The organism is Pseudomonas sp. S2_F07, assembly GCF_054668325.1.
On the sequence record NZ_CP162758.1, the window covers coordinates 5989945 to 6010766 of the forward strand.

At 59.1% G+C, this 20822-nt stretch carries 23 protein-coding genes; 10 read left to right on the forward strand and 13 right to left on the reverse strand.

Annotated elements, in window-relative coordinates; genetic code table 11:
* Window positions 1-84: 84 nt before the first annotated feature.
* The gene (locus AB4O40_RS27215; protein WP_460057128.1) at window positions 85-453 is read right to left on the reverse strand and encodes a hypothetical protein; all 369 of its coding nucleotides are present in this window, start codon (window positions 451-453) and stop codon (window positions 85-87) included.
* 5 nt (window positions 454-458) lie between these two features.
* Entirely contained in the window at window positions 459-704 is a 246-nt protein-coding gene (locus AB4O40_RS27220; RefSeq protein WP_460057125.1) for a hypothetical protein, read from the reverse strand.
* A gap of 966 nt (window positions 705-1670) precedes the next feature.
* Between AB4O40_RS27220 and AB4O40_RS27225 the strand changes: the two genes are divergently transcribed.
* Window positions 1671-1889, forward strand: a complete 219-nt coding sequence (locus AB4O40_RS27225; protein WP_223542387.1) for a hypothetical protein — start codon at window positions 1671-1673, stop codon at window positions 1887-1889.
* Between the two features lie 50 nt (window positions 1890-1939).
* Here the strand turns inward: AB4O40_RS27225 and AB4O40_RS27230 are convergent, their stop codons facing one another.
* Together AB4O40_RS27230 and AB4O40_RS27235 are read right to left on the reverse strand one after the other, a co-directional pair.
* Window positions 1940-2368 carry a DUF2628 domain-containing protein gene (locus tag AB4O40_RS27230; protein ID WP_056722089.1) on the reverse strand — a complete coding sequence of 143 codons (429 nt, stop codon included), beginning with the start codon at window positions 2366-2368 and terminating at the stop codon, window positions 1940-1942.
* Window positions 2369-2600: 232 nt separating this feature from the next.
* Window positions 2601-3362, reverse strand: coding sequence for a transporter substrate-binding domain-containing protein (locus AB4O40_RS27235; RefSeq protein ID WP_460058035.1), 762 nt, complete (start codon window positions 3360-3362; stop codon window positions 2601-2603).
* 389 nt (window positions 3363-3751) lie between these two features.
* Here AB4O40_RS27235 and AB4O40_RS27240 point away from each other — a divergent pair, with 389 nt between their 5' ends.
* Genes AB4O40_RS27240 through AB4O40_RS27250 form a run of 3 tightly spaced genes read left to right on the forward strand, consistent with a single transcriptional unit; the run spans window position 3752 to window position 6044 of the window.
* Window positions 3752-4249, forward strand: a complete 498-nt coding sequence (locus tag AB4O40_RS27240; RefSeq protein WP_223542389.1) for a hypothetical protein — start codon at window positions 3752-3754, stop codon at window positions 4247-4249.
* A complete protein-coding gene (locus AB4O40_RS27245; RefSeq protein WP_056722095.1) occupies window positions 4246-5658 on the forward strand; it encodes a PAAR domain-containing protein in 1413 nt (470 codons plus the stop codon). Before AB4O40_RS27240 ends, AB4O40_RS27245 begins: the two co-directional genes overlap by 4 nt.
* Window positions 5659-5675: 17 nt before the next feature.
* Window positions 5676-6044 (forward strand): hypothetical protein, encoded by a 369-nt coding sequence (locus AB4O40_RS27250; RefSeq protein ID WP_223542390.1) that lies wholly within the window; start codon window positions 5676-5678, stop codon window positions 6042-6044.
* A gap of 184 nt (window positions 6045-6228) precedes the next feature.
* Here AB4O40_RS27250 and copD read toward each other — a convergent pair whose 3' ends face one another.
* The 5 genes from copD to AB4O40_RS27275 all read right to left on the reverse strand — a co-directional run bounded on the left by copD (window position 6229) and on the right by AB4O40_RS27275 (window position 10989).
* Window positions 6229-7152 (reverse strand): copper homeostasis membrane protein CopD, encoded by a 924-nt coding sequence (gene copD / locus AB4O40_RS27255; protein ID WP_409079150.1) that lies wholly within the window; start codon window positions 7150-7152, stop codon window positions 6229-6231.
* 3 nt (window positions 7153-7155) lie between these two features.
* A complete protein-coding gene (gene copC, locus AB4O40_RS27260; RefSeq protein WP_056722101.1) occupies window positions 7156-7539 on the reverse strand; it encodes a copper homeostasis periplasmic binding protein CopC in 384 nt (127 codons plus the stop codon).
* A 52-nt stretch (window positions 7540-7591) separates the two neighbouring features.
* Window positions 7592-8479, reverse strand: a complete 888-nt coding sequence (locus AB4O40_RS27265) for a copper resistance protein B (protein WP_223542392.1) — start codon at window positions 8477-8479, stop codon at window positions 7592-7594.
* Window positions 8480-8489: 10 nt separating this feature from the next.
* A complete protein-coding gene (locus tag AB4O40_RS27270; RefSeq protein ID WP_223542393.1) occupies window positions 8490-10181 on the reverse strand; it encodes a copper resistance system multicopper oxidase in 1692 nt (563 codons plus the stop codon).
* A gap of 79 nt (window positions 10182-10260) precedes the next feature.
* Window positions 10261-10989 carry a murein L,D-transpeptidase catalytic domain family protein gene (locus tag AB4O40_RS27275; protein WP_056722106.1) on the reverse strand — a complete coding sequence of 243 codons (729 nt, stop codon included), beginning with the start codon at window positions 10987-10989 and terminating at the stop codon, window positions 10261-10263.
* An 81-nt stretch (window positions 10990-11070) separates the two neighbouring features.
* Between AB4O40_RS27275 and AB4O40_RS27280 the strand changes: the two genes are divergently transcribed.
* Window positions 11071-12825 (forward strand): L,D-transpeptidase family protein, encoded by a 1755-nt coding sequence (locus tag AB4O40_RS27280; RefSeq protein WP_056722108.1) that lies wholly within the window; start codon window positions 11071-11073, stop codon window positions 12823-12825.
* 128 nt (window positions 12826-12953) lie between these two features.
* Here the strand turns inward: AB4O40_RS27280 and AB4O40_RS27285 are convergent, their stop codons facing one another.
* Window positions 12954-13421 carry a hypothetical protein gene (locus AB4O40_RS27285; RefSeq protein ID WP_414918947.1) on the reverse strand — a complete coding sequence of 156 codons (468 nt, stop codon included), beginning with the start codon at window positions 13419-13421 and terminating at the stop codon, window positions 12954-12956.
* A 212-nt stretch (window positions 13422-13633) separates the two neighbouring features.
* On the opposite strand from AB4O40_RS27285, the gene AB4O40_RS27290 reads away from it, so the two are divergent.
* Window positions 13634-15205, forward strand: a complete 1572-nt coding sequence (locus AB4O40_RS27290) for a sensor domain-containing diguanylate cyclase (protein WP_460154621.1) — start codon at window positions 13634-13636, stop codon at window positions 15203-15205.
* A 135-nt stretch (window positions 15206-15340) separates the two neighbouring features.
* Here the strand turns inward: AB4O40_RS27290 and AB4O40_RS27295 are convergent, their stop codons facing one another.
* Window positions 15341-15664, reverse strand: coding sequence for a hypothetical protein (locus tag AB4O40_RS27295; protein ID WP_223542397.1), 324 nt, complete (start codon window positions 15662-15664; stop codon window positions 15341-15343).
* 205 nt (window positions 15665-15869) lie between these two features.
* Between AB4O40_RS27295 and AB4O40_RS27300 the strand changes: the two genes are divergently transcribed.
* Entirely contained in the window at window positions 15870-16664 is a 795-nt protein-coding gene (locus AB4O40_RS27300; RefSeq protein ID WP_056722114.1) for an exodeoxyribonuclease III, read from the forward strand.
* Window positions 16665-16778: 114 nt separating this feature from the next.
* Window positions 16779-17609, forward strand: a complete 831-nt coding sequence (locus AB4O40_RS27305; protein WP_460057107.1) for an arylamine N-acetyltransferase family protein — start codon at window positions 16779-16781, stop codon at window positions 17607-17609.
* Between the two features lie 55 nt (window positions 17610-17664).
* Here the strand turns inward: AB4O40_RS27305 and AB4O40_RS27310 are convergent, their stop codons facing one another.
* Together AB4O40_RS27310 and AB4O40_RS27315 are read right to left on the reverse strand one after the other, a co-directional pair.
* Window positions 17665-17970, reverse strand: coding sequence for a BrnA antitoxin family protein (locus tag AB4O40_RS27310; protein ID WP_056722118.1), 306 nt, complete (start codon window positions 17968-17970; stop codon window positions 17665-17667).
* Window positions 17971-17973: 3 nt separating this feature from the next.
* A complete protein-coding gene (locus AB4O40_RS27315; RefSeq protein ID WP_108217825.1) occupies window positions 17974-18255 on the reverse strand; it encodes a BrnT family toxin in 282 nt (93 codons plus the stop codon).
* Window positions 18256-18511: 256 nt separating this feature from the next.
* Between AB4O40_RS27315 and AB4O40_RS27320 the strand changes: the two genes are divergently transcribed.
* Both AB4O40_RS27320 and AB4O40_RS27325 read left to right on the forward strand, forming a co-directional pair.
* Window positions 18512-20029: a nucleobase:cation symporter-2 family protein gene (locus AB4O40_RS27320; protein WP_414914735.1), complete on the forward strand. Its 1518-nt coding sequence runs from the start codon at window positions 18512-18514 to the stop codon at window positions 20027-20029.
* 126 nt (window positions 20030-20155) lie between these two features.
* Window positions 20156-20782 carry a TetR/AcrR family transcriptional regulator gene (locus AB4O40_RS27325; RefSeq protein WP_056722125.1) on the forward strand — a complete coding sequence of 209 codons (627 nt, stop codon included), beginning with the start codon at window positions 20156-20158 and terminating at the stop codon, window positions 20780-20782.
* Window positions 20783-20822: the final 40 nt, after the last annotated feature.

The following is a 20822-nucleotide window of genomic DNA, read 5'->3' on the forward strand; positions in this document are numbered from 1 at the left end:
CTATAGCTGGCATCTGAAAAAATGCTTTCGAACTCTGGACAAGTCTTTAAAAAATAAATTCCTCCTCCCTTTTGTCCTACGTGGTCATCGGTAGATAAATCTTATCTCCTCATGAACCTTCCATTTGTCGGCTACGCCTGTGATCGGCTTGACGCTACCAATAGCCACAAGATTGGTTATGGAATGCAGGATATCAGCAGGGGAGAGGACGTTCCGCTCGTACTTTTTCGCGTGCAGGTCGGCATAGGCCTTAATATCTGCAAGTTTGGCGATCAAGCCATCATTGATGCCAGCTTGCCACATGGCCAAGATGGTTATGGCATCAGACTCGGTCAACTGGACGTTCAGATTTCGACTAAGGCTACGCAACACCATCAACAGACCCAGCGGTAGCGTCCACCAAGTGTTTATTGACTCGAGAGTCAGCGCCCCCCCAGCTATGGTCTCAAGCAACAGACCTAAATCCAGCCTGATATTACCCGGTTTGGTGCTCCTCCCCCTCCTCTGGCCGACGAGTTCATGACAATCATCTCCATGAACTGTGACTCTTCTTCTGGTGGCGATATCCGTATGGTAGAGTCCATCAGCTTGCGAAGCGCGTCTTCTAGCGCTGTTTCGGGAATACCTGCCAAACGCATTTCTTCTCTGAGCAGCTTCTCGATCTCTGCTTTTATTTGTTCTTTCCTTGTGTAATCCCAGCCCATAACCCTTCCTTTGACGTCGAGTGCTTCATCAGGTAGGCACGCTGCTTATTCGATTGAAATGCGTGCACTGATGGAACGCTATTCTTTTGCCATTATTTTGTCCATCAGGCCTCTGGCTTAAGTCCACGCGCATTGTTCGACTATTGCCTCCTCCAACCTAGGGAGTGGCCCCGGATTTCCTAGGCACTCGATGACGGCTTTTGGCCGAAAGTGGTCTATCGAGATACTTTATAAGTGGCAATCACTGGGATTGCCGGCTGCCACCGAAAATGCCCAATTCAATCACGGCTAGCTTTGCTAAACAGGAAGGGGTTTGGGGTAATTAGGGTGGATTCAGGACCGCTATAGACCGTAGTACGCTACAGCAGGAGAGCGAAAGTACCGTGCTTTATAGTCTGGATGCAGTCCTCACTGATGCGTGAAGAGGTTCGAATCCCTTGCTCAGTTTTACTCCAGCGCAGCGGTCATGATTGCTGGCCTAGTTTGAGGAATCGCTTAGCGTCATGTCTGGGATGCCAGTCCGGTATGTCATGGATTGGACAGACTTTCGTGTAAAAAATAGCTCTTTAGGGGTTATTTCAGCCTTTTTCATTGCTTGCTTTTTGCTGCAGCAAGGATGTTTTTGTTTTTATGATGCTGAAATATAACGAAATATTATTTTAGTCGGTCCAATCCATCATAGGCGCGACGGAGAAACGGCGGGAGAGCGGGGCAGGTGTGGCGGTGGCTGCGGACATGGGGGATCTGGAATCGGTGAGGCTGGGAGGTGGGGAGTTTATCAGGAATGGGCTTGTGGGGCGCGAACGGGTCCCAGGACGATTTAACGGGCGTTGCGTTGCCGACATTTCGACTGTTCCTGAACCGGAGCTGTCGCAGCGCTAAGTTTCATCATGCCTGGCCATTAACCTGCATAGGATCCAGGCCAAAGCTCTTCAATCTGCTTCCACACCCACAGGAACCTGCAAAATGATCGCAAACCTGATCAAAGTCTCGCTGATCGCGGGCGTCGTGCTGTTGAGCGCCTGTTCGGGTGTGAGTACCGACGACCGTTATCCGGATGACTCGCAGTCGTCTAACGGTTTCGGTCCAGGGCCGACCCACAACCCCAACCAACTGAATTTACATGGCAGTGCGCTCGGCAACAGCTTCGGCGAGTACAGTTCGGGGTTGTTGCGCGACGATTGACTGGTGGCACAACGGTGGAGTGATTTCCACCGTTGCGCTTCGGGTGAGACTCAGACGAACCTCAAGCCTTCAAAAGGATTCCAGCCTTGCGAACCTTTTACCTGTTTCAGGTAGTAGGCGTAGTTGGCGCTCAATCCGTACATAAGTGCAAAAGCGACGTTCATGCCGGTGTCAAGGGCCTTGGGCGCTTCTTCATAACCCAGCAGGGTGAAAATCAATGCCAGGGCAAAGGAAAGGGCAACGATGATCGCGATGATTGCCAGGTTCTTTTTCCACAGCCCAAGTACGAAGAAATAGATCGGCCCGAAAAAAAACGCGATGAAGTTCAGGTTGATCAGGATGCGCTTGCGCGCTGGCAACTGTTTGAAAGCCGTTTTGAATTCGGGGCTTTTGGGGCTGCCGTGTTGATCAAAAAAAGCGAAACGTTCTTGCCATTTCGGGCTGGCGTTGTAGGTTTGCAATTCATCCGTGCTGCTCATTGTCTGTCCTTTTTTTGAGGGGGCTGCTCGGTCGAGGCATCGACCGAGTTTTCGTTCGGTGCGTGTCAACGCGTCTTGCATATGACCGGCTTGCTACCGGTGCGATAGTAGTTTTAATCATGTAACGATATTTAACAAGCCATGAGGTAGAGCCTTGGCGGGCTGTTGGCGCGTCACGGCTTGCGGGACAGTCGATCAGGCGGCGGTCTCCATTTCAGTGGCGGGCACGCCGTTATTTACCCCCAGGCACCGCCAGCCACTGGCGCAGGATCTTCTGGTAGTTGCCTGTTGCCTTGGCCAGGTGCAGCCACTGATCGACGTACAGCTTCCAGGTGATGTCGTCGCGGGGCAGCAGGTAGGCTTTTTCGCCGTATTGCATGTAGTGCGTGGGGTTGACCGCGCACAGGCCCGGCTTGAGCTTCTGCTGGTACAGCGCCTCCGAGGCGTCGGTGATCATCACGTCGGCTTTTTTATCCAGCAATTCCTGAAAGATGCTCACGTTGTCGCGCAGTTGCAATTGCGCCTTGGGCAGGTAGGCGTGGACGAAGGCTTCGTTGGTGCCGCCGGCGGGTTCGACCAGGCGAACCGTTGGCTGGTTGATCTGTTCGACGGTCTGGTACAGCGCCTGGTCTTCGCAGCGCACCAGGGGGATTTTGCCGTCGACGTCGAGGATGCTGCTGAAGAAGGCTTTTTTCTGCCGTTCCAGGGTGACCGAGATGCCGCCCATGGCGATGTCGCACTTGCCGGCGAGCATGTCGGGCATCAGGGTTTTCCAGGTGGTGGGCACCCACTCGACCTTGACGCCAAGGCTGTCGGCCAGGGCGCGGGCCATGGCGATGTCGATGCCGGAATATTCGCCGTCCTCGGCTTTGAGGGTGTAGGGCTTGTAGTCGCCGGTGGTGCAGACGCGCAGTTGTCCCTGTTGCATGACGCTGTCCAGGTGCGAAGGTTCTGCCAGGGCGCCAAGGGAGAGTGCGAGCAAGCCGCCGAGCATCATTGCTCTTTTGATGTTTTTCATTGTTATCGGGCTTTTGTGCTGGAGTGGTATTGAAGCGGGGAGTGTAGTGAAGTTTTCATGGGTGTGAAAAATCCGGTTCGGGAAGATGTCGTTTTTTAGTTAACCCATCGGACTACGCTCGCACGCGAAAAAACCACACACACAGCGGGCCTCCACTGCGCAAAAAAATACTTCTTGTAACTACCGTTGTAGGAAATGGGTTGTTGGTTATTGCGAAAATTCCTATTCGTTCATTTGGCTATGCCAGTGTATTGCTTTCAGCACGCACTCCACCGTCTTATTCGTCGTCGTCCAATCTTCTCTTTGCTCAGCACTTCTGCCGAGAGGGAAGGCAACTCAAACCGATGACGATAAGGAAGTGGCAAATGAATGCACCTGTGCACCCCTTGTATACCAACGAAGTTTCTCCTGAATTTCTCCGCAGTCTTGACGCCCCAAATTTCACTGAAGAGCGACTTGCGCACTTTTGCGACGAAGCTTTGGCAGTTGTTCGCCAGGGGCAGGCATACATGGAAGCTCATCCCGCTCACGCCATTTACCGAATCGCGACTGAGGGCAGTCAAACCCGCGATGGCGGGGTGATCAAGCAGGGAGTTGCTCACCTGGAGTTCACATTAGAGAGCGGCCAGAAAGTACGGGCGGCACAGAAAGGCGACTACGTCGTGTACGCCGATGGGCGTACGGCGCAGATCGTCACGGGCGCGGGACAAGGAAATAGCGATGTGGCGCTGGTCGGCAGTCGTCTTTGCAATGGAGACGAGATCATCAACACCTTGCAAGGCGGTTGTTTGTTGGTGGGACGTGAAGGTGTAGCGATGGCCGAGGATTTTCTGCCCTCCATCAAGCAGGAAGAACATCAATGAACGAGGGACATTTCATTGGTCTGGATGACAAGACTACCTGTGGTGGCAAAGTCCTGGATGGTCATACCGGCGTCATGATGTTCGGTATCGCCCATGCCCGCGAAGGTGATCGAGTCAGCTGTGGCAAGGATGGCAAGACTTACAAGATCGTGGGTGGCATTTCGTACATGATCAGTCATGGCAAAGCCTTGGCGGGCACGCTGGACAGTCATAGCGATTGCCCCTGCAAAGCCCGGCTGATCCCTTCGATGGTCACGGCGACCTATCGCAGCGCCAATTCTGCACCGCGAACGGGCAGGAGCGTTGTGCAACCCGTTTCCAGTGCGGCAACCAGTCAACCGGCCGCGCCACGCCAGCCTGGTTTCGCCCCTTCGAACCCTCCAGCGCCTGCGATATTCGCCCGCGCGGAACCTCAAGAACCGGGCTTCTATGTGGTGCCCAAAAGCATGACCCGCGAGGCCATGGAGGCCACACTGTTCGCCACACCCGATGCCGTCGTGATGCGCAAGTTTCGAGCGCTCAATCCTGAGCGAGGCGATATCAAGGCCGGTTCGCTGATCGTGCTCGGCGACCCGAACAACCACTCCTGCACCTATCAGGAAGCGCAACTGATGCAGGCCGCGCAGCAGGTCAAGTTGGCCCTCGATCCCCTGACGCCGGACGAAGCCGAATTCATGTTCCGCCACGGTGCTGAAATCGCCAGTTTTACCGGCCGTACCTCGACCTGGCTTGGCGTCAGCGCGGTGGTGATGGAAAAACACCTGACCCGATTGCGCGACACCCTGCAAGCCATGGAGCGCCTGCATCAGGACAGCTATCGTCAGCATGGCCACCTGCGGTCGCCGCAGTTCTTCGCCGAGCGCCAGCGGCTGCTCGCCCAACTCGATGCTCATCTGCTGAACTCCACTCGCCTGCGTGGCCAGACTACCTTGGGCGATCACCCGAAGCTGAAGACGGCGCTCGGCATTTCCAGTCGCAGCCTGGTGCACCATTGGGACAAGGCCGGGGCGCCGGGGCAGATACCAGGGTATTCCACTCATGTGAATGCAATCAGTCGGGCTGCCAAGTACATGAGCACCGGTGGTTACATCGGGATTGGCATTGGCGGAGTTTCGTCGTTGCTGGCTATTCAGGAGGTTTGTGTTGGTGACTCTGGAACTGCGTGCGAGAAGGTCAGGTTTACGGAGGGAGGAAAGTTTGTTGGGTCCACCTTTGGTGGCGTTGCGGGTGCAGAGATAGGTAAATATGTCAGTGGACCTATCTGTCTGGCACTTGGAGTATCTACCGGAGTTGGAGGAGTTGTCTGCGTCGCGACCTTGATAGGTGCTGGAGCATGGGTGGGTACGACTTATATGGGGGATGGAGGTGAGTTAATGGGTGAAATTTTATACGAGAAAACCCATCCATGATGGGAAAGGGTTTTTGGATGTCTTGGCTAGCTTTTTGGCTTCTAGCCGGTCCGATCTTGCTGGCCATTGCGAGCACTGCATACAGTCTGTACCTCAGATGGCGTTACCTTGATGCCATGCTGGAGGCCTTAAAAAATAGTCGTTATGTCCACACCTGGGGGCCAGGTTTGCGGCAGCAGGGGTGGTTTGGGGGCCTCTTGCTAATAGCAAAAATCGCCGGGATGGTGACTATGCCAAGGGTTTCAATCCGCATTGGCGAGCTGGACCCCGAGGATATTAAAAACTTTCCCCCACATCTAAAGCGTCTTTTGAAAATCAAAGCGGTAATGCTGGTAGGCATTGCTGTTTGGGGATTCATTGCGTATGGGCTGATGAAGTTGGAGTGATATTTGGGGCTATCACCTCAAGCTTAAAACAGCCCTCGGCATTTCCCGTCATAGCCAAATGGACCTCTGTGACAAGGCCGGGACACTGGGCAAGATAAGTTAAAGCAGGACTGCGAAATTCGAACGGCACCGGAAGGTGCCGTTTTTTCACCGCTATGAAAAATCAACGCCCCCTAAAGATGGCTCACTCCATTTCCGGACTCAACGTCCCCAACCACGCCACCAACCCCACAATCAAAAACGCCGCGGCCATTTCCACCACCACACTGCGCCGAAGCGCATGGGCTGCCACGCGATACTGGCCCTCCCGCAACGACCGCTCCAGCAAGGGGCCAAGATGAAAGCGGTTCAGCGCCGCCAACGCCAGCATCCCGGCAAACAACAGCACTTTGATCGCCAGCAGAACTCCGTACTGGCTGAGTAAAACCTCATCGAGTTTCGGCCCGACGATGAACAGGTAGTTCACCACGCCCGTGACGGTGATGATCAGAACGACCAGCGCGCCGACAAGCTCAAATCGCCTGACTGCGCGAGCCAACAAGCGTATGTGTGCTTCGGTTTGCAGGGCCCGGGGTTGCGCCATCAACGCAAACGCCAGCAGCGCACCGAGCCAGGCGCCGGCGGCCAACAGGTGCAGGATGTCCGTTGTAAAGTGCCAGAAACGGCGGCTGCCTTCGTCCATGGCGCCATGCCCGTTCCAGGCCAGGCTGGCGAGGGAGATGCCGCCGGCCGTGGCGGCGATCACCAGGCTGATGCCGGGGGCGCGTGGGTTGAGCATCAACGCCAAACCCGCGACTGCTAACGCAATCATCCGCACGGCCCAGGCCAACCCCGTGTCTGTCTCGGACAGCATCATTTCGAGGTGAGGGCGCAACTCGGTGACGTCTGATTCGCCGCTCATGGCGCGGACCATCAGCACCATGCCCGCGACGGACAGCAGTGCACCGAGCCCGACTGTTGCCGTCGACAATCGGTGGAAGGGAAGCACTGTCCCGGATAGCCGTTCCTGTCCCTTGAGGCTGTAGAGCCCGAACAGCGCCACGCCAAACAACAGCATCAAATCCACATACAACACAAACCGCAGCACGACGTTGGCCGAGTCGCTCATCGATCATTTCACTTTGAAGGTGACGTTGCCGGTGATCGGGTGGGTGTCCGATGACACCGCACGCCATTCGACCTTGTAGGTGCCGGCAGCCAGGGGGGCTGTCGGGGTGATGAACATGGTTTTTGGATCGCTGCCGCCGCTGACCTTGGCCTTGACCGGCATCGGGGCGTGGGCCATGCCGGCCATTTCGGTCATCAGCAGTTTGGCGCCGGAAAACTGGGTGACGAGGTTTTCCGAAAAGTGCAGTTCGATCTTCTCGGGTGGCGCACCTTCCGCGCCATCCGCTGGGGTGGAGGCGAGCAGTTTGGGGTGTGCCTGAGCGAGGGTGCTCATGAGCAGGCCGCTGAGCAACGCGATAACGACGGCGGTGGGTTTGATGATGCGCATGCAAGGTCCTTTACCGCTTGAAGCGGTTGTTGTTGATTTTAGGTGAGTCTGTTCAGAACCACATCCGAATACCGAGCACCAGGCGGGTTTCGCCGCGGTCCTCGCCTTCGTCGTTGGCGTAGTCGGCGGTGTTGCCGTAGGTGCGGTTCCAGGTCACGCCGAGGTAGGGCGCGAATTCCCGGCGGATTTCGTAGCGCAGGCGCAAACCCGCCTCGGTGTTGGACAGCCCCGAGCCGATGCCCCGTTGTGGATCGTTTTTGCCGTAGGCGTTGAGTTCGACGGTCGGCTGCAGGATCAGCCGATTGGTCAGCAGGATGTCGTAGTCGCCTTCCAGCCGCACGGCGCTCTGGCCGCCTTCGCCGATGAAGGCCGTGGCTTCGGCCTCGAAGTTGTACAGCGCCATGCCCTGCACGCCGAACGCGGCCCAGGTTTGCGGGGCGCCGGGTTTGAAGTCCTGGCGCACGCCGCTGACGACGTCCCACCACGGGGAAATGGCGTGGCCCCACAGGGCCTGGATTTCCGCGTCCTCGGTCACGCCGTTGGTGCGTTCGCCTTCGGAGCGCAGCCACAGGCGATCAATGTCGCCGCCGACCCAACCGGACAAATCCCAGGCCAGGGTGCTGCCGTCATCGGCGTCCTGCCATTCCAGTTTGTCGGCGAGGAAGAATGAATTGAGCGTGCTGTCATGTACGTGGTGGCCGGCGGGATCGGCATACACCGCCGCGCGATCGGCGTCGGTCAGCACCGGGATTGGCGTACGGCTTTCGCTGGGGGCGGCGGGCTGCATCTGGCCCTCGTCCATGGTTTGCATCTGATTGTCGTCCATGCCCTGCATCTGGCTGTGGTTCATCAGGCTGTGATCCATGCCTTGCATGTCATCGCTGGCGGCCATCGCCGTCGAGGTCGCGAGGGCCAAAAAAAACGGGGTGAATCGAATCATGGGGTGCACCTCATTCTTCCACGCGAACTTCACGGAACATGCCCATTTCCATGTGGTACAGGAGATGGCAGTGGTAGGCCCAGCGGCCGAGCGCATCGGCAGTGACCCGATAGGTGCGCCGGGAGCCCGGTGGCATGTCGATGGTGTGTTTGCGCACCATGAACTGGCCGTTCTCGTCTTCGAGGTCGCTCCACATGCCGTGCAGGTGGATGGGGTGCATCATCATTGTGTCGTTGACCAGCACGATCCGCAGCCGCTCGCCGTATTTGAGGCGCAGGGGCTCTGCATCGGAGAACTTCACACCGTTGAACGACCAGGCGAATTTTTCCATGTGGCCGGTCAGGTGCAGCTCTATGGTGCGGCCGGGCTCGCGGCCGTCCGGGTCTTCGAAGGTGCTGCGCAGGTCGGAGTAGGTGAGCACGCGGCGCCCGTTGTTGCGCAGGCCCATGCCGGGATCGTCGAGTTTCGGTGAGGTGGACATGGCTTGCATGTCCACCAGCGGGTTGTCGGTTTCCGAGGCCGGGTGGGACTGCATGCCGGGCATGTTGCTGTGATCCATGCCTGCCATGCTGCCGTGGTCCATGCCGCCCATGCCCATGTCCTCCATGGTCACCAGGGGGCGCGGATCCAGTGGCGGCAGTGGCGCAACCTGTCCCGCTTTCAGCGCCAGGGTGCCCCGTGCGTAGCCGGTGCGATCCATTGCCTGGGCGAACAGGGTGTAGGCCGCTTCGGTCGGCTCGACGATAACGTCGAAGGTTTCCGCCACGGCAATGCGAAACTCGTCGACGCTCACCGGTTTGACGTGCAGGCCATCGGCGGCGACCACGGTCATTTTCAGGCCGGGGATGCGCACGTCGAAGTAGCTCATGGCCGAGCCGTTGATGAAGCGCAGCCGCAGCTTTTCCCCCGGGCGGAACACCCCGGTCCAGTTCGAATCCGGCGCCTGGCCGTTCAACAGGTAGGTGTAAGTGGCGCCGCCGACGTCCGCCAGGTCGGTGGGGTTCATCTTCATCTCGGCCCACATCTTGCGGTCGGCGACGGTCGGCCCCCAGCCTTTTTCGCTGACGTCGTGGATGAAGTCGCCCACGGTGCGTTTGTTGAAGTTGTAGTAATCGGACTGTTTTTTCAGGGTCTTCATCAGGCCGACCGGGTCTTCATCGGTCCAGTCGCTGAGCATTACCACGTAGTCGCGGTCGTACTGGAACGGCTCCGGGTCCTTGGCGTCGATCACCAGCGGGCCGTAGACCCCGGATTGTTCCTGAAACCCCGAATGGCTGTGATACCAGTAGGTGCCGTTCTGGCGCACGGTGAACTGGTAGACGTACATGCCGCCCGGCTCGATGCCCTTGAAGCTCAGCCCCGGCACGCCGTCCATGTTCGCCGGCAGCAAGATGCCGTGCCAGTGAATGGAGGTGTTGTCCTTGAGTCTGTTGCGCACCCGCAGCGTCACCGTATCGCCTTCACGCCAGCGCAACAGCGGGCCGGGGATGCCGCCGTTGATGGTCATCGCGGTGCGCGGGCTGCCGCTGAAGTTGACCGGGGATTCACCGATGAACAGCTCGAAATCATTACCGGCCAGCACCTGGGGTTCGCCGGGGCTGCTGATCGCCCAGACCGGCGTGCGCCATAACCCGAGGCCGCCGAAGAGCCCGCCGATGGCCAGGCCTTTGACGAAGGTGCGTCTTGAAGTGTGGGAGTGCATGCCGTGTGTTCCGCCCGTCAGCCTGTTGAACTTGTCGACTAGTCTAGCGGGCGGTGCTTTCAGCAGGCTGAGGCGAAGATTACAGTTTTGACAGGTTGGGCGTCGTTTTCTGGCTTGAAGTGGACTTTTCCCTCGAGGCCACGGTGTCGCCGCCGCAGTTGATGTAGGACGACGACTTCAGCCAGCGTTGGTCCGGGTAGTAGGAAAACAGCAACTGCCCGTCCTTCATCGAATCAATCAGCCGGTGGGCAATCGCCGGTCTGACGGCGGGGCAACCCAGGCTGCGGCCGATACGGCCATTGGCGCGGGCCAGCACCGGGCTGACATAGGGCGCGCCGTGAATGACGATGGCCCGGTCAAAGGCGTTGTCGTTGAAGCCGGGCTCCAGGCCTTCCATGCGCAACGAGTAACCGTTCTGGCCGAGGTAGCTTTGCTGGGTGCGGAACAGGCCGAGGCTGGTGGCGTGGCTTTCGTTGCGGTTGGAAAACAGCGTGGCCATGTTTTCACCGCTGTTGCGACCATGGGCGACGAGTTCGTGAAACAGCAACTTGCGCCGCTTAAGATCGAAGACCCACAGGCGTTGTTCGGTCGAGGGCAGGGAGTAATCGATCACCGCCAGTCGTTGGGCGGGGGCGACACCCTGGGCGCGGCTGCATTGGGTGGCGCGAACGGCCAGGGCAATCACTTTGGCGTCGGCGCCGGGTGCTGCTTTGACCAGCGCGTTTTCAAGCGAATCGGCGTAGGCTGACGTTACTGAAAGGCACGTCAGTAAAATGGCAAATAAAAGGCCAAAGCGGTTTAGCGCCATAGTCGGGTCTCATCATGATAATTTCGAGTCTAGCAGCGAGTGGAAAGCTAGCCGTTTGAAACGGAGGATTAAGGATTATCCATGGTGCAATTAACAAGGTCATTCGTCATAAGCCGCATATTTTTTATGGGCTTTCTGATCAGCGGTGCGGCGTTTGGGCAAACTTCGCCGATTGAGCCGGTATCTGCGCCGAGCAGCACAATCGATGCCGCGGCGCCCGACGACGCGGTCGGCCAAGCGATTCAGGCGACGCTCGAACCGCTGCGCTCGGCCTTTCCGCCGTTGCTCACCTCCAGGCGCCATCAGCGTGTGGATGTCAGCCGGGTGGTGCTGGATTTCTATATGCATCGCAACTATCGCGCCGCGTGGACGGACGATCGTGACGTGGCGCAATTGCTCAAGAGCCTCGAAGACACCCGGATCGACGGCCTGAACCCATCGGATTTCCGCATAGCCGAACTGGCCCAGGCCCATGAATCGCTGGTGGCGGCCATGCCATCCACGGCGCAACGGGCGATGTTCGACATGGCGGCGACCCGCACCTTCATCACCGCGCTGCTGCAACTGCGACGGGGCAAGGTCGATCCGTCGCGGCTGGACATTCACTGGAATTTCGAACCTGCCGGCGGCGATGCCCACGAGGACATGAACAATCTGTTTGCCGCCCTCGATGCCCACGACGTGGCGCGTGCATTCGCCGATGCACCGCCTCAGGAAGAGATTTACCGCAATTTGCGTGAAGGCCTGGCCCGGTTGCGTCAGGTCCAGGATGCGGGCGGCTGGCCGAAAGTCACCGAAGGTCAATCGCTCAAGCCCGGTATGGACGGGGTGGCGGTCTCACAACTGCGCGCGCGCCTGGTGGCGGGCGGTTACCTGGACCCGCATCTGTCGAAAAAAGCCGGCTACGACGATAAGGTCATTGCCGCGGTGAAGAAATATCAGGCCGAGCAATACCTGGGGGCCGATGGCGTGGCGGGGGCGGCGACGCTGGCGGCACTGAACGTGCCGGTCGCGGCGCGGATCGATCAGGTGCGGGTCAACATGGAGCGCGCCCGGTGGCTGTTGTACAAGCTTCAGGGCACCTTCGTGATCGTCGATATCGCCGGCTACAAGGTGGCGATGTACCGCGACGGTCTGCCGATCTGGCGTTCGCGGGTGCAAGTCGGTAAACCGGTGCGCAGTACGCCGGTATTCCAGGCCGAAATCACCTACATCACGTTCAACCCGACCTGGACCGTGCCGCCGACCATTCTCAAGCAGGACGTGATTCCAAAAGTCCAGAACGATCCGGGCTATCTGGCGGCCAACCGGATTCGCGTGCTTGATCGCGAAGGCAATGTGCTCGATCCGTCGAGTGTCGACTGGAGCAACCCGCGGGGCATCCACCTGCGTCAGGATGCTGGCCCCGACAGTTCGCTGGGGCAGGTGGTCATCCGTTTCCCCAACGACTATGCGATTTACCTGCATGACACGCCGCACCGCGAACTGTTTGCCAAAACGGTCCGGGCCACCAGTTCAGGCTGCATCCGCGTGGAAAACCCGCTGCAACTGGTCGAGTTGTTGTTCAACGACCCGGTGCGCTGGAACAGCGCCGGCATCCAGAAGCAATTGGCCAATGGCCGGACCGAGAACGTCCTGCTGCCGGTGAAAGTGCCAGTGTTGTTGGCTTACTGGACCGTGGACTTGAGCAATGACGGGCGGGTGACGTTCAAGCCCGACATTTATGATTACGATGCCAGGGTGCTGCAGGGCCTGAGTCAGCCTACGAAGTTGCCGGCCCTGGACTTGCGTCGTGCAGAGATACCGCTGGTGGTGACGGGGCAGAACCAACAGTAACGAATAACACCGGGCATTGTGGGAGCGGGCTTGCTCGCGAAAGCGGTGTGTCAGCGCGCCCTGAGGCGATTGACACGACGCCTTCGCGAGCAAGCCCGCTCCCACAGGATTTGCGGTGGGTGCCCTTTTTACAGCGCCAACCCTTGTTGCACCACCACAAGCAGATCGGTTTCAGTCAGCGCCACCGCATCTGCCTGCGCGGTGGCTTGCTCGATCGTTTGTAGCCACCAGTGTGTTTCACCGTGTTCATCCACGGTGCGCAACAGGGCGAGTTCATTGCCTGCGGTGTGGATTTCGACCCGCCCCTCGCCATCGGTGGTGAAGCGTGCAACCGGGTCAAAGGTAATGCTGTGCTCGTTGCCGGTGATCACCAACTGGTCGATGGCGTAGTCGTAAGCGTCGCCATCGGGGTGACTCTCGAACACGTGGGTGGGGTTGCGCCGCAGGACCAGGCCCGCTTCGGTCAAGGGCAGCAGCCAGGTTTCTATCCGCTGATACAGTTCGTAGACCAGGCCCGGCCAGCCATCGATCGCCTGATCCGCGCTGGTCAGCCGTGTCTGTTTCAATTTTGCAGCGAGCTCGTCTGCTTTGTTCATGTCGATTCCCTGTATTGAGGTCTGTCTAATCGTAGCTCGTTGATGCGCAGGCAGTGTTTGCCCTGGGTCATGTTCGCAGCTCAGGCAGGGCAGGCGTGATACCGCTGGGCAAGTGGCCACCCATTTGTCCTGGATAACCCCGTAAACTACGCCCCACGAAGACTGAGGGCTTCGGGTTGTTGCCCACGCCTTGCCCCCGACAGGATGAATTTTTGCCCACGCGCTTTAACGACCTGGACCACACCCCTGGCATCGCATTGAAACGCATACCGCTGCGCAAGGCCGCGGTATTGTTCATTGTGACGGTGTGCCTGTGCCTGTGCGGTTTGCTCTACCTGCAACTGGAACAGTCCCGTCGCCACGACCTGAGCCTTGCGCAAGTGGCGTCTTCGAACCTGACGCGGGCCATGGCGCAGCAAGCCGAAGATACCTTCATGAAGGCCGACCTGGTGCTGACCAGCCTGGTGGACTGGATTCAGGTCGATGGTTTCGGCCCGGACCAGCGGCCACGCTTGCAGCAGACCTTCGCCCGGCGGGTGCTGGCGCTGGATCAATTGCACGGCATCCTGCTGTTCGACCAGAAGGGCCAGTGGGTGGTGACCTCGTTTGAAAACCTGCCCCGGGGTCCCGGCGTCGCCGATCGCGAGTACTTCAAGTATCACCAGCAGAACGTATCGTCGGTGGCGCATATCGGCCCGGCCATCCGCAGTCGGGAAAACGGCGAGTGGATCATTCCGGTTTCCGGGCGGGTCAACGACAGGAACGGGCACTTCCAGGGCGTATTGCTGGCCGGCATCAAGATGTCGTACTTCGACCAGTTCTTCAAAAGCTTCAGCCTCGACGACAACGGCTCGATGTTTCTCGGCCTGACCGATGGCACGTTGTTGGCGCGCCGGCCTTTTGTAGAGGCGCAGATCGGCGTTTCGCTGGCCCAGAGCGAGATCTTCCAGAAGTTCCTGCCGCTGGCCACCTCCGGCAATGCGATGTTCGCGTCCACCATTGATGGTGTGACGCGCATGTACGGTTACCGACAGCTGGAGGGCTATCCGCTGGTGGTCGCTGCTGCGTCATCCACGGACTCTATTCTCGCGGGCTGGTACGACACGGCGTTTCGCTCCAGTCTCATCGTTGCCGTGGTGCTGCTGGGTGTGGGGCTGTTCGGGTGGGTGTTCCTGCATCAGGTGCGTGTTGGCGAGCGGGTCGAGTCGGATTTGCGCAGGGCCCAGCAAGCGCTGGAACTGATCGCCACCCACGACAGCCTGACCGGGCTGGCCAACCGCCGACTGTTCGAGCGGGCGCTGGACGTCGAGTTTGGGCGCGGTGCCCGGCAGGCCAGCCCGTTGAGCCTGATCATGCTCGATATCGATTACTTCAAGCGTTACAACGACACCTACGGCCACGTGGTGGGGGATCACTGCCTGGCCGAAGTGGCGCGCGCGCTGAAAAGTTGCTGCCAGCGCAAGGCCGATCTGGCGGTGCGTTACGGCGGCGAAGAGTTTGCGGTGCTGCTGCCGGACACCGACATCCATGGCGCCATGACGATTGCCGAGCATATCCGTCGCAGCGTCATCGACAGGCACATCAGTCACACCGGCTCGCCCAACGGCTATGTGACGGTCAGCCTCGGTTGCTATTCGTTTGTGCCGTCGGGGCGTGACAGCATGGATGTGTTTGTCGAGCGGGCGGATGCGGCGCTGTATCAGGCCAAGCATTCGGGGCGAAACCGCGTGGCAACCTTGTCGATGGCCGGTGGTGTCGAGGCGTTGATGCGCTCCGACCGCTGAAGTGCCGTTGCTGCCGATGGTCTGTCTCCCGGACCAGGCTCGATTGATCGTATAGAGTTCGGTTAGCGCTGCCGAACCCGCCGGCGGTCAAGCCGATGCAAGCCTCGGGCGACCAAGACCCTCAACGACTGCAGGTCATTGGCGGCTTTGGCCTGTCCAGCTACCCGTTCCGCCGCCAGCTCCGCCGGTTCCGCCACCGGGCGCACCGGTGCCACCGCCCGCGCCACTGCCCGGACCATTGACGCCGGTAGTGCCGCTTGAGGAGCTGGGGCCGCGACTGCTGCTATTGCCCGAGGGGGCACTGGGGCGGTTGTTGTCTGGCAGCAGGGTTGAATTGCGGGTCGCGCCGGGTGCCGTACCGGGCGTGCCAAGGCTATCGCCGGACGCCGCAAAGGTGGCCAGGGACGTTGCCGACAAGCATCCGGCCAAGAGCAACGAAGTCATTCTGATGTTCATCATGGTCGTCTCCCGGAGTGAGTCGTTACCTGATGTTGGTGTGACGGGGCACGCGGTTGGTGCTGACCGGATGACGAGCGGCTGTCTCAGCGCCGGCCATCATCTTCCAGCTTACGCTCAAGGGTCTACGCCCCCGAGATTGGTGACGCAACCTCCGAAACGTGCTGCTGTCACACGTCAGGCATCTCGCCCTCAGGAGTGTCCATTCATGAAGAAACTGCGGATTGCCACGTTCAACGTCAATGGCCTGCGCGCACGGCTGCCGAATCTGCTGGCCTGGCTTGAGCGGGAAAAACCGGACATCGCCTGCCTGCAGGAGTTGAAGGCGGTGGACAGCGCATTCCCGGCGGCTGAACTTGAGGCGGCCGGCTACGGCGCCATCTGGCAGGGGCAGGCGTCCTGGAACGGCGTGGCGATCCTGGCGCGGGATGCGCAGCCGCTGGAAAGCCGACGCGGATTGCCCGGCGATGACAGCGACAACCACAGTCGTTATCTGGAAGCCGCTGTCCACGGGGTTCTGGTGGGTTGTCTGTATCTGCCCAACGGCAACCCGCAACCGGGGCCGAAATTCGAGTACAAGCTGGCGTGGTTCGAACGGCTTATCCGTCATGCGCAGACACTTCAAGGCAGCGAACATCCGGTGGTGCTGGCGGGCGACTACAACGTGGTGCCCACCGACCTGGACATCTACAACCCGCGCTCCTGGCTCAAGGACGCCTTGCTGCAACCGGAAAGTCGCGAGTGCTACCAGCGGTTGCTGGACCAGGGCTGGACCGATTCGTTGCGGCACTTGCATCCGCAGGACCGGCTCTACACGTTCTGGGATTATTTTCGCCAGCATTGGCAGAAAAACTCGGGGCTGCGCATTGATCATCTGCTGCTCAACCCGGCCCTGAGTCCGTATCTGCAAGACGCCGGGGTGGATGCGTGGGTGCGCAACGAGCCCCATGCCAGCGACCACGCGCCGACCTGGATTCAATTGGGCTCGCACAAGCGGCGTTGAGTTTTTTCATGCCGGGTGATTGGCTAAATCAATTGTCGGCGACAGTGCTTGATCCCGTATACATAGCGGCCACTGGCGGAACAATCCGCCGCTTGCGTGCAAAAGGATTGAACGATGAGCGAGCCACGCCTGACCGACCTTGTCTTGTATCTGCGACGCCTGGGCTTCGATGCACCTCCGGCACCGACCCTGGAAACCTTGCGCCAGCTGCAATTGCGCCATACCGGCGTTTTCCCGTTTGAAAACCTCACCACGTTATCCGGCGAACCGGTGCTGATCGACTTGCCGTCCATCGAGCAGAAGGTCTTGCACGATGGTCGTGGCGGGTACTGCTACGAACTCAACAACCTGTTCCTGGCCTTGCTTCAGGATTTGGGTTTTGACGCCCGTGCCATCAGCGGCCGGGTGGTGATGGGCCAGCCGGAGGGTGCCTGGACGGCCCGGACCCATCGCCTGAGCCTGGTCATCATCAATGACGTGCGCTACATCACCGACGTCGGCTTCGGCGGCATGGTGCCGACCGCGCCCCTGCTGCTTGATACTCGCGCCGAACAACCCACCCCGCACGAGTCGTATCGCATCGACCTGCACGTCGATGGTTTTACCCTGCGCGCCAACGTCGCGGGCGAATGGCGAGCGATGTACATCTTCGACCTGCAACGCCAGGAAGACATCGATTTCGCTGTGGGCAACTGGTACGTCTCGACCCACCCCGAGTCGACTTTCGTCAAGCAGTTGACGGTGGCGCGCACCGGGGAGGGATGGCGGCGCACGCTCAACAACGGCAGCTTCGCGATTCACCGGATTGACCATGACAGCGAGCGGCGGGAGGTGACGGATGTTCAGGAACTGATTGGCCTGCTGGGCAGCGAGTTCGGCATTCGCGTACCGGAACAGGCGCAATTGGCGCGGACGCTGGAACGATTGATCACTGCACCCCGGTAGCTGGCTGATCCTGGATATCACCAAGGGCTGATCCGATTGATCGGCCCTTGGTGTTTCAGGGCCGGACTCCCGGCTCCATCACCCGTTGAATTTCGCGCAAGGCCTCTGCCAGTTTCTGCTCCAGGCCCTTGAGTTCGGCAGGGGTCAGGGGTTGCTTCAGGTGCGCGCGCTTGCCTTCGTTGAGCAAGGCTCGGCGCAAGGTATTGTTAATCGCCGTCTGGTAACCGTACCCCTCGTTTTCCGCCAGAGCCCGGGCGGCTTCGATGACAGCGTCATCGAGCATGATGGTTATGCGGGTCTTGCCTTTGGCGGGCACCACGGCCCCGCGCCTGGCGTTGCTGAAATCGTATTCGTCTTTCATCGGTCATGCCTCCAGGTACTGACGGCGCTCGCTTTTGGTGGCGATGCGCGCGGAAATGATTCGAACGAAATTCGGATCGCGATGGGTGTACGCGACGACCAGCAATCGGCCTTTGGCATCCAGCCCCAGGGTGATCCAGCGTTGTTCATCATGGTGGTTGTCCTCGATGGTCAGCGCTCGTTCGTCATGGAATACCGGTTCAGTCTCTGCGAGGCTGATGCCTTGGTGCTTGAGTTTGTTGGCTGCGTTCTTTGCCTTGTGGAACTGAATTTCGAATGGCTTCATTATGCATACTTTATATGTATATAGAAGGGGCACACCTTACCGATGGTCGCCAGGAATTCAAAAGACTAGTCAGCACCCGGTGGTGGGCGGCGAGGGATGTATTTCGAGGTTTTTGGCGGGGCCGGGAGGGTGGGGATCGGGCGGAAATGGACAAGTATCCATTTTGTGACCGACAAGTTGTATACAACTCTATAGACATTTGTCCTATGTCTTGCATACAGTGTGCGCATAACAAAAACCAGGGAACCCCCCCACCATGAAAACGCCCCATGTTTCACACCAACGGCCCGAGGACGAAAACCTAGGGATCGGCGCGAATATGGCTTATGGCCTGCAACATGTTCTGACCATGTATGGCGGTATCGTCGCTGTGCCATTGATCATCGGCCAGGCGGCCGGGCTCTCGCCAGCGGACATCGGTTTGTTGATTGCTGCTTCATTGTTTGCGGGGGGGCTGGCAACGCTGCTGCAAACCCTGGGTCTACCGTTTTTTGGTTGTCAATTGCCGCTGGTGCAGGGCGTATCCTTCTCTGGCGTCGCGACCATGGTGGCGATTGTCAGCAGTGGTGGGGAGGGCGGGTTTCAATCGGTGCTGGGGGCGGTGATAGCGGCGTCCCTGATCGGGTTACTGATAACCCCGGTGTTCTCGCGTATCACCAAGTTCTTCCCGCCGCTGGTGACCGGCATCGTGATTACCACCATCGGCCTGACGCTGATGCCGGTAGCCGCGCGCTGGGCAATGGGCGGCAACAGCCATGCGCCGGACTTCGGCAGCATGGCGAACATCGGTCTGGCGGCGGTAACGCTGGTGCTGGTGCTGTTGCTGAGCAAAATCGGTAGCGCGACCATCTCCCGCCTGTCGATTCTGCTGGCCATGGTCGTCGGCACGGTGATCGCGGTGTTCCTCGGTATGGCGGATTTCTCCTCCGTGACCCAGGGCCCGATGTTCGGCTTCCCGACGCCGTTCCACTTCGGCATGCCGACCTTCCACTTCGCTGCGATCCTGTCGATGTGCATCGTGGTGATGGTGACGCTGGTGGAGACCTCGGCGGACATTCTTGCCGTCGGCGAAATCATCGGCACCAAGGTTGACTCCAAGCGCCTGGGCAACGGCCTGCGCGCCGACATGCTGTCGAGCATGTTCGCGCCGATCTTCGGTTCCTTCACCCAGAGCGCCTTCGCCCAGAACGTCGGCCTGGTGGCGGTCACCGGCATCAAGAGCCGCTACGTGGTGGCCACTGGCGGTCTGTTCCTGGTGCTCCTCGGCCTGCTGCCGTTCATGGGCCGGGTCATCGCCGCCGTACCGACCTCCGTACTGGGTGGCGCCGGCATCGTGCTGTTCGGCACCGTCGCGGCCAGCGGCATTCGGACCTTGTCCAAGGTCGACTACCGCAACAACGTCAACCTGATCATCGTTGCCACCTCGATCGGCTTCGGCATGATCCCGATCGCGGCACCGAGCTTCTACGATCAATTCCCGAGCTGGTTCGCAACCATTTTCCATTCGGGCATCAGTTCGTCGGCGATCATGGCCATCGTGCTGAACCTGACCTTCAACCACCTCACCGCCGGTAACTCCGACCAGCAATCGGTGTTTGCGGCCGGTACCGAGCGAGTGCTGCGTTATCAGGATCTGGCGGCGTTGCGTGAAGGGGACTACTTCAGCGACGGTAAGCTGCACGATTGCGACGGCAAGGAGATTCCGGTGGTTGAGGTGGGCCACGAGCATGGCGAGCCACGGGCGGCGCACGTGAAAAGCAGTGAGCATGTCTGACGCTCACTGCGACTGAAAAGGGCCGATCTGTTGAATAGACAGATCGGCTTTTTGCTGTCGGTTTGTGACTATAAAACTAATTGGTCACAAGTTGTCAGTCTTTGATAGGGTGAGTAAGCTGTACTCATGAATCAGCCATCAAAATCTTCCTCTTCGCCTAGCCTCCGTGGCCCGGCCGATCACGACATTCGAGACCAGATTGTCGCAGCGGCCAATGAACATTTCAGTCAGTACGGCTACGGCAAAACCACGGTTTCCGACCTGGCTAAGGCCATCGGGTTTTCAAAGGCCTACATCTACAAATTTTTTGATTCCAAGCAGGCGATCGGTGAAGCCATCTGCGCAAATTGTCTGGCAGAAATCGTCGCGGCTGTGGAGCAGGCAATCAATGTAGAAGACCTGTCGCCGACGGAGCGCTTTCGACGCTTGGTCAAGACGGTGATCGCCACAGGTGTGAATCTGTTCTTCAACGACCGAAAACTGTATGACATTGCAGCGTTCGCGGCGTCGGAAAGCTGGCCCAGTACGCAGGCTTATGACGCACAGATCAAACGCTTCGTGGCGCAAATCGTGCGAGAGGGGCGAGAGATTGGCGAATTTGAACGCAAGACTCCGCTGGATGAGACAGTAGAAGCGATACATCTCGCGCTGCGACCATTCGTCAACCCTTTACTGCTGCAGTACAACCTCGATTTCGTCGAGGAGGCGCCCACGCTCACCTCCAATCTCATCTTGCGTAGCCTCATGCCTTGACCTTCGGCTAAAGGTTTGCGGCATACCCGGGTAAGCACCA

Coding starts and splice junctions, on each gene's coding strand:
- copC (WP_056722101.1), bottom strand. CDS start 7,539: ATGCGCATCATCAAACCCACCGCCGTCGTTATCGCGTTGCTCAGCGGC.
- AB4O40_RS27245 (WP_056722095.1), top strand. CDS start 4,246: ATGAACGAGGGACATTTCATTGGTCTGGATGACAAGACTACCTGTGGT.
- AB4O40_RS27315 (WP_108217825.1), bottom strand. CDS start 18,255: ATGAAGCCATTCGAAATTCAGTTCCACAAGGCAAAGAACGCAGCCAAC.
- AB4O40_RS27230 (WP_056722089.1), bottom strand. CDS start 2,368: ATGAGCAGCACGGATGAATTGCAAACCTACAACGCCAGCCCGAAATGG.
- AB4O40_RS27220 (WP_460057125.1), bottom strand. CDS start 704: ATGGGCTGGGATTACACAAGGAAAGAACAAATAAAAGCAGAGATCGAG.
- AB4O40_RS27225 (WP_223542387.1), top strand. CDS start 1,671: ATGATCGCAAACCTGATCAAAGTCTCGCTGATCGCGGGCGTCGTGCTG.
- AB4O40_RS27250 (WP_223542390.1), top strand. CDS start 5,676: ATGTCTTGGCTAGCTTTTTGGCTTCTAGCCGGTCCGATCTTGCTGGCC.
- AB4O40_RS27295 (WP_223542397.1), bottom strand. CDS start 15,664: ATGATGAACATCAGAATGACTTCGTTGCTCTTGGCCGGATGCTTGTCG.
- AB4O40_RS27275 (WP_056722106.1), bottom strand. CDS start 10,989: ATGGCGCTAAACCGCTTTGGCCTTTTATTTGCCATTTTACTGACGTGC.
- AB4O40_RS27285 (WP_414918947.1), bottom strand. CDS start 13,421: ATGAACAAAGCAGACGAGCTCGCTGCAAAATTGAAACAGACACGGCTG.
- AB4O40_RS27325 (WP_056722125.1), top strand. CDS start 20,156: ATGAATCAGCCATCAAAATCTTCCTCTTCGCCTAGCCTCCGTGGCCCG.
- AB4O40_RS27235 (WP_460058035.1), bottom strand. CDS start 3,362: ATGCTCGGCGGCTTGCTCGCACTCTCCCTTGGCGCCCTGGCAGAACCT.
- copD (WP_409079150.1), bottom strand. CDS start 7,152: ATGAGCGACTCGGCCAACGTCGTGCTGCGGTTTGTGTTGTATGTGGAT.
- AB4O40_RS27320 (WP_414914735.1), top strand. CDS start 18,512: ATGAAAACGCCCCATGTTTCACACCAACGGCCCGAGGACGAAAACCTA.
- AB4O40_RS27280 (WP_056722108.1), top strand. CDS start 11,071: ATGGTGCAATTAACAAGGTCATTCGTCATAAGCCGCATATTTTTTATG.
- AB4O40_RS27265 (WP_223542392.1), bottom strand. CDS start 8,479: ATGATTCGATTCACCCCGTTTTTTTTGGCCCTCGCGACCTCGACGGCG.
- AB4O40_RS27300 (WP_056722114.1), top strand. CDS start 15,870: ATGAAGAAACTGCGGATTGCCACGTTCAACGTCAATGGCCTGCGCGCA.
- AB4O40_RS27270 (WP_223542393.1), bottom strand. CDS start 10,181: ATGCACTCCCACACTTCAAGACGCACCTTCGTCAAAGGCCTGGCCATC.
- AB4O40_RS27305 (WP_460057107.1), top strand. CDS start 16,779: ATGAGCGAGCCACGCCTGACCGACCTTGTCTTGTATCTGCGACGCCTG.
- AB4O40_RS27240 (WP_223542389.1), top strand. CDS start 3,752: ATGAATGCACCTGTGCACCCCTTGTATACCAACGAAGTTTCTCCTGAA.
- AB4O40_RS27310 (WP_056722118.1), bottom strand. CDS start 17,970: ATGAAAGACGAATACGATTTCAGCAACGCCAGGCGCGGGGCCGTGGTG.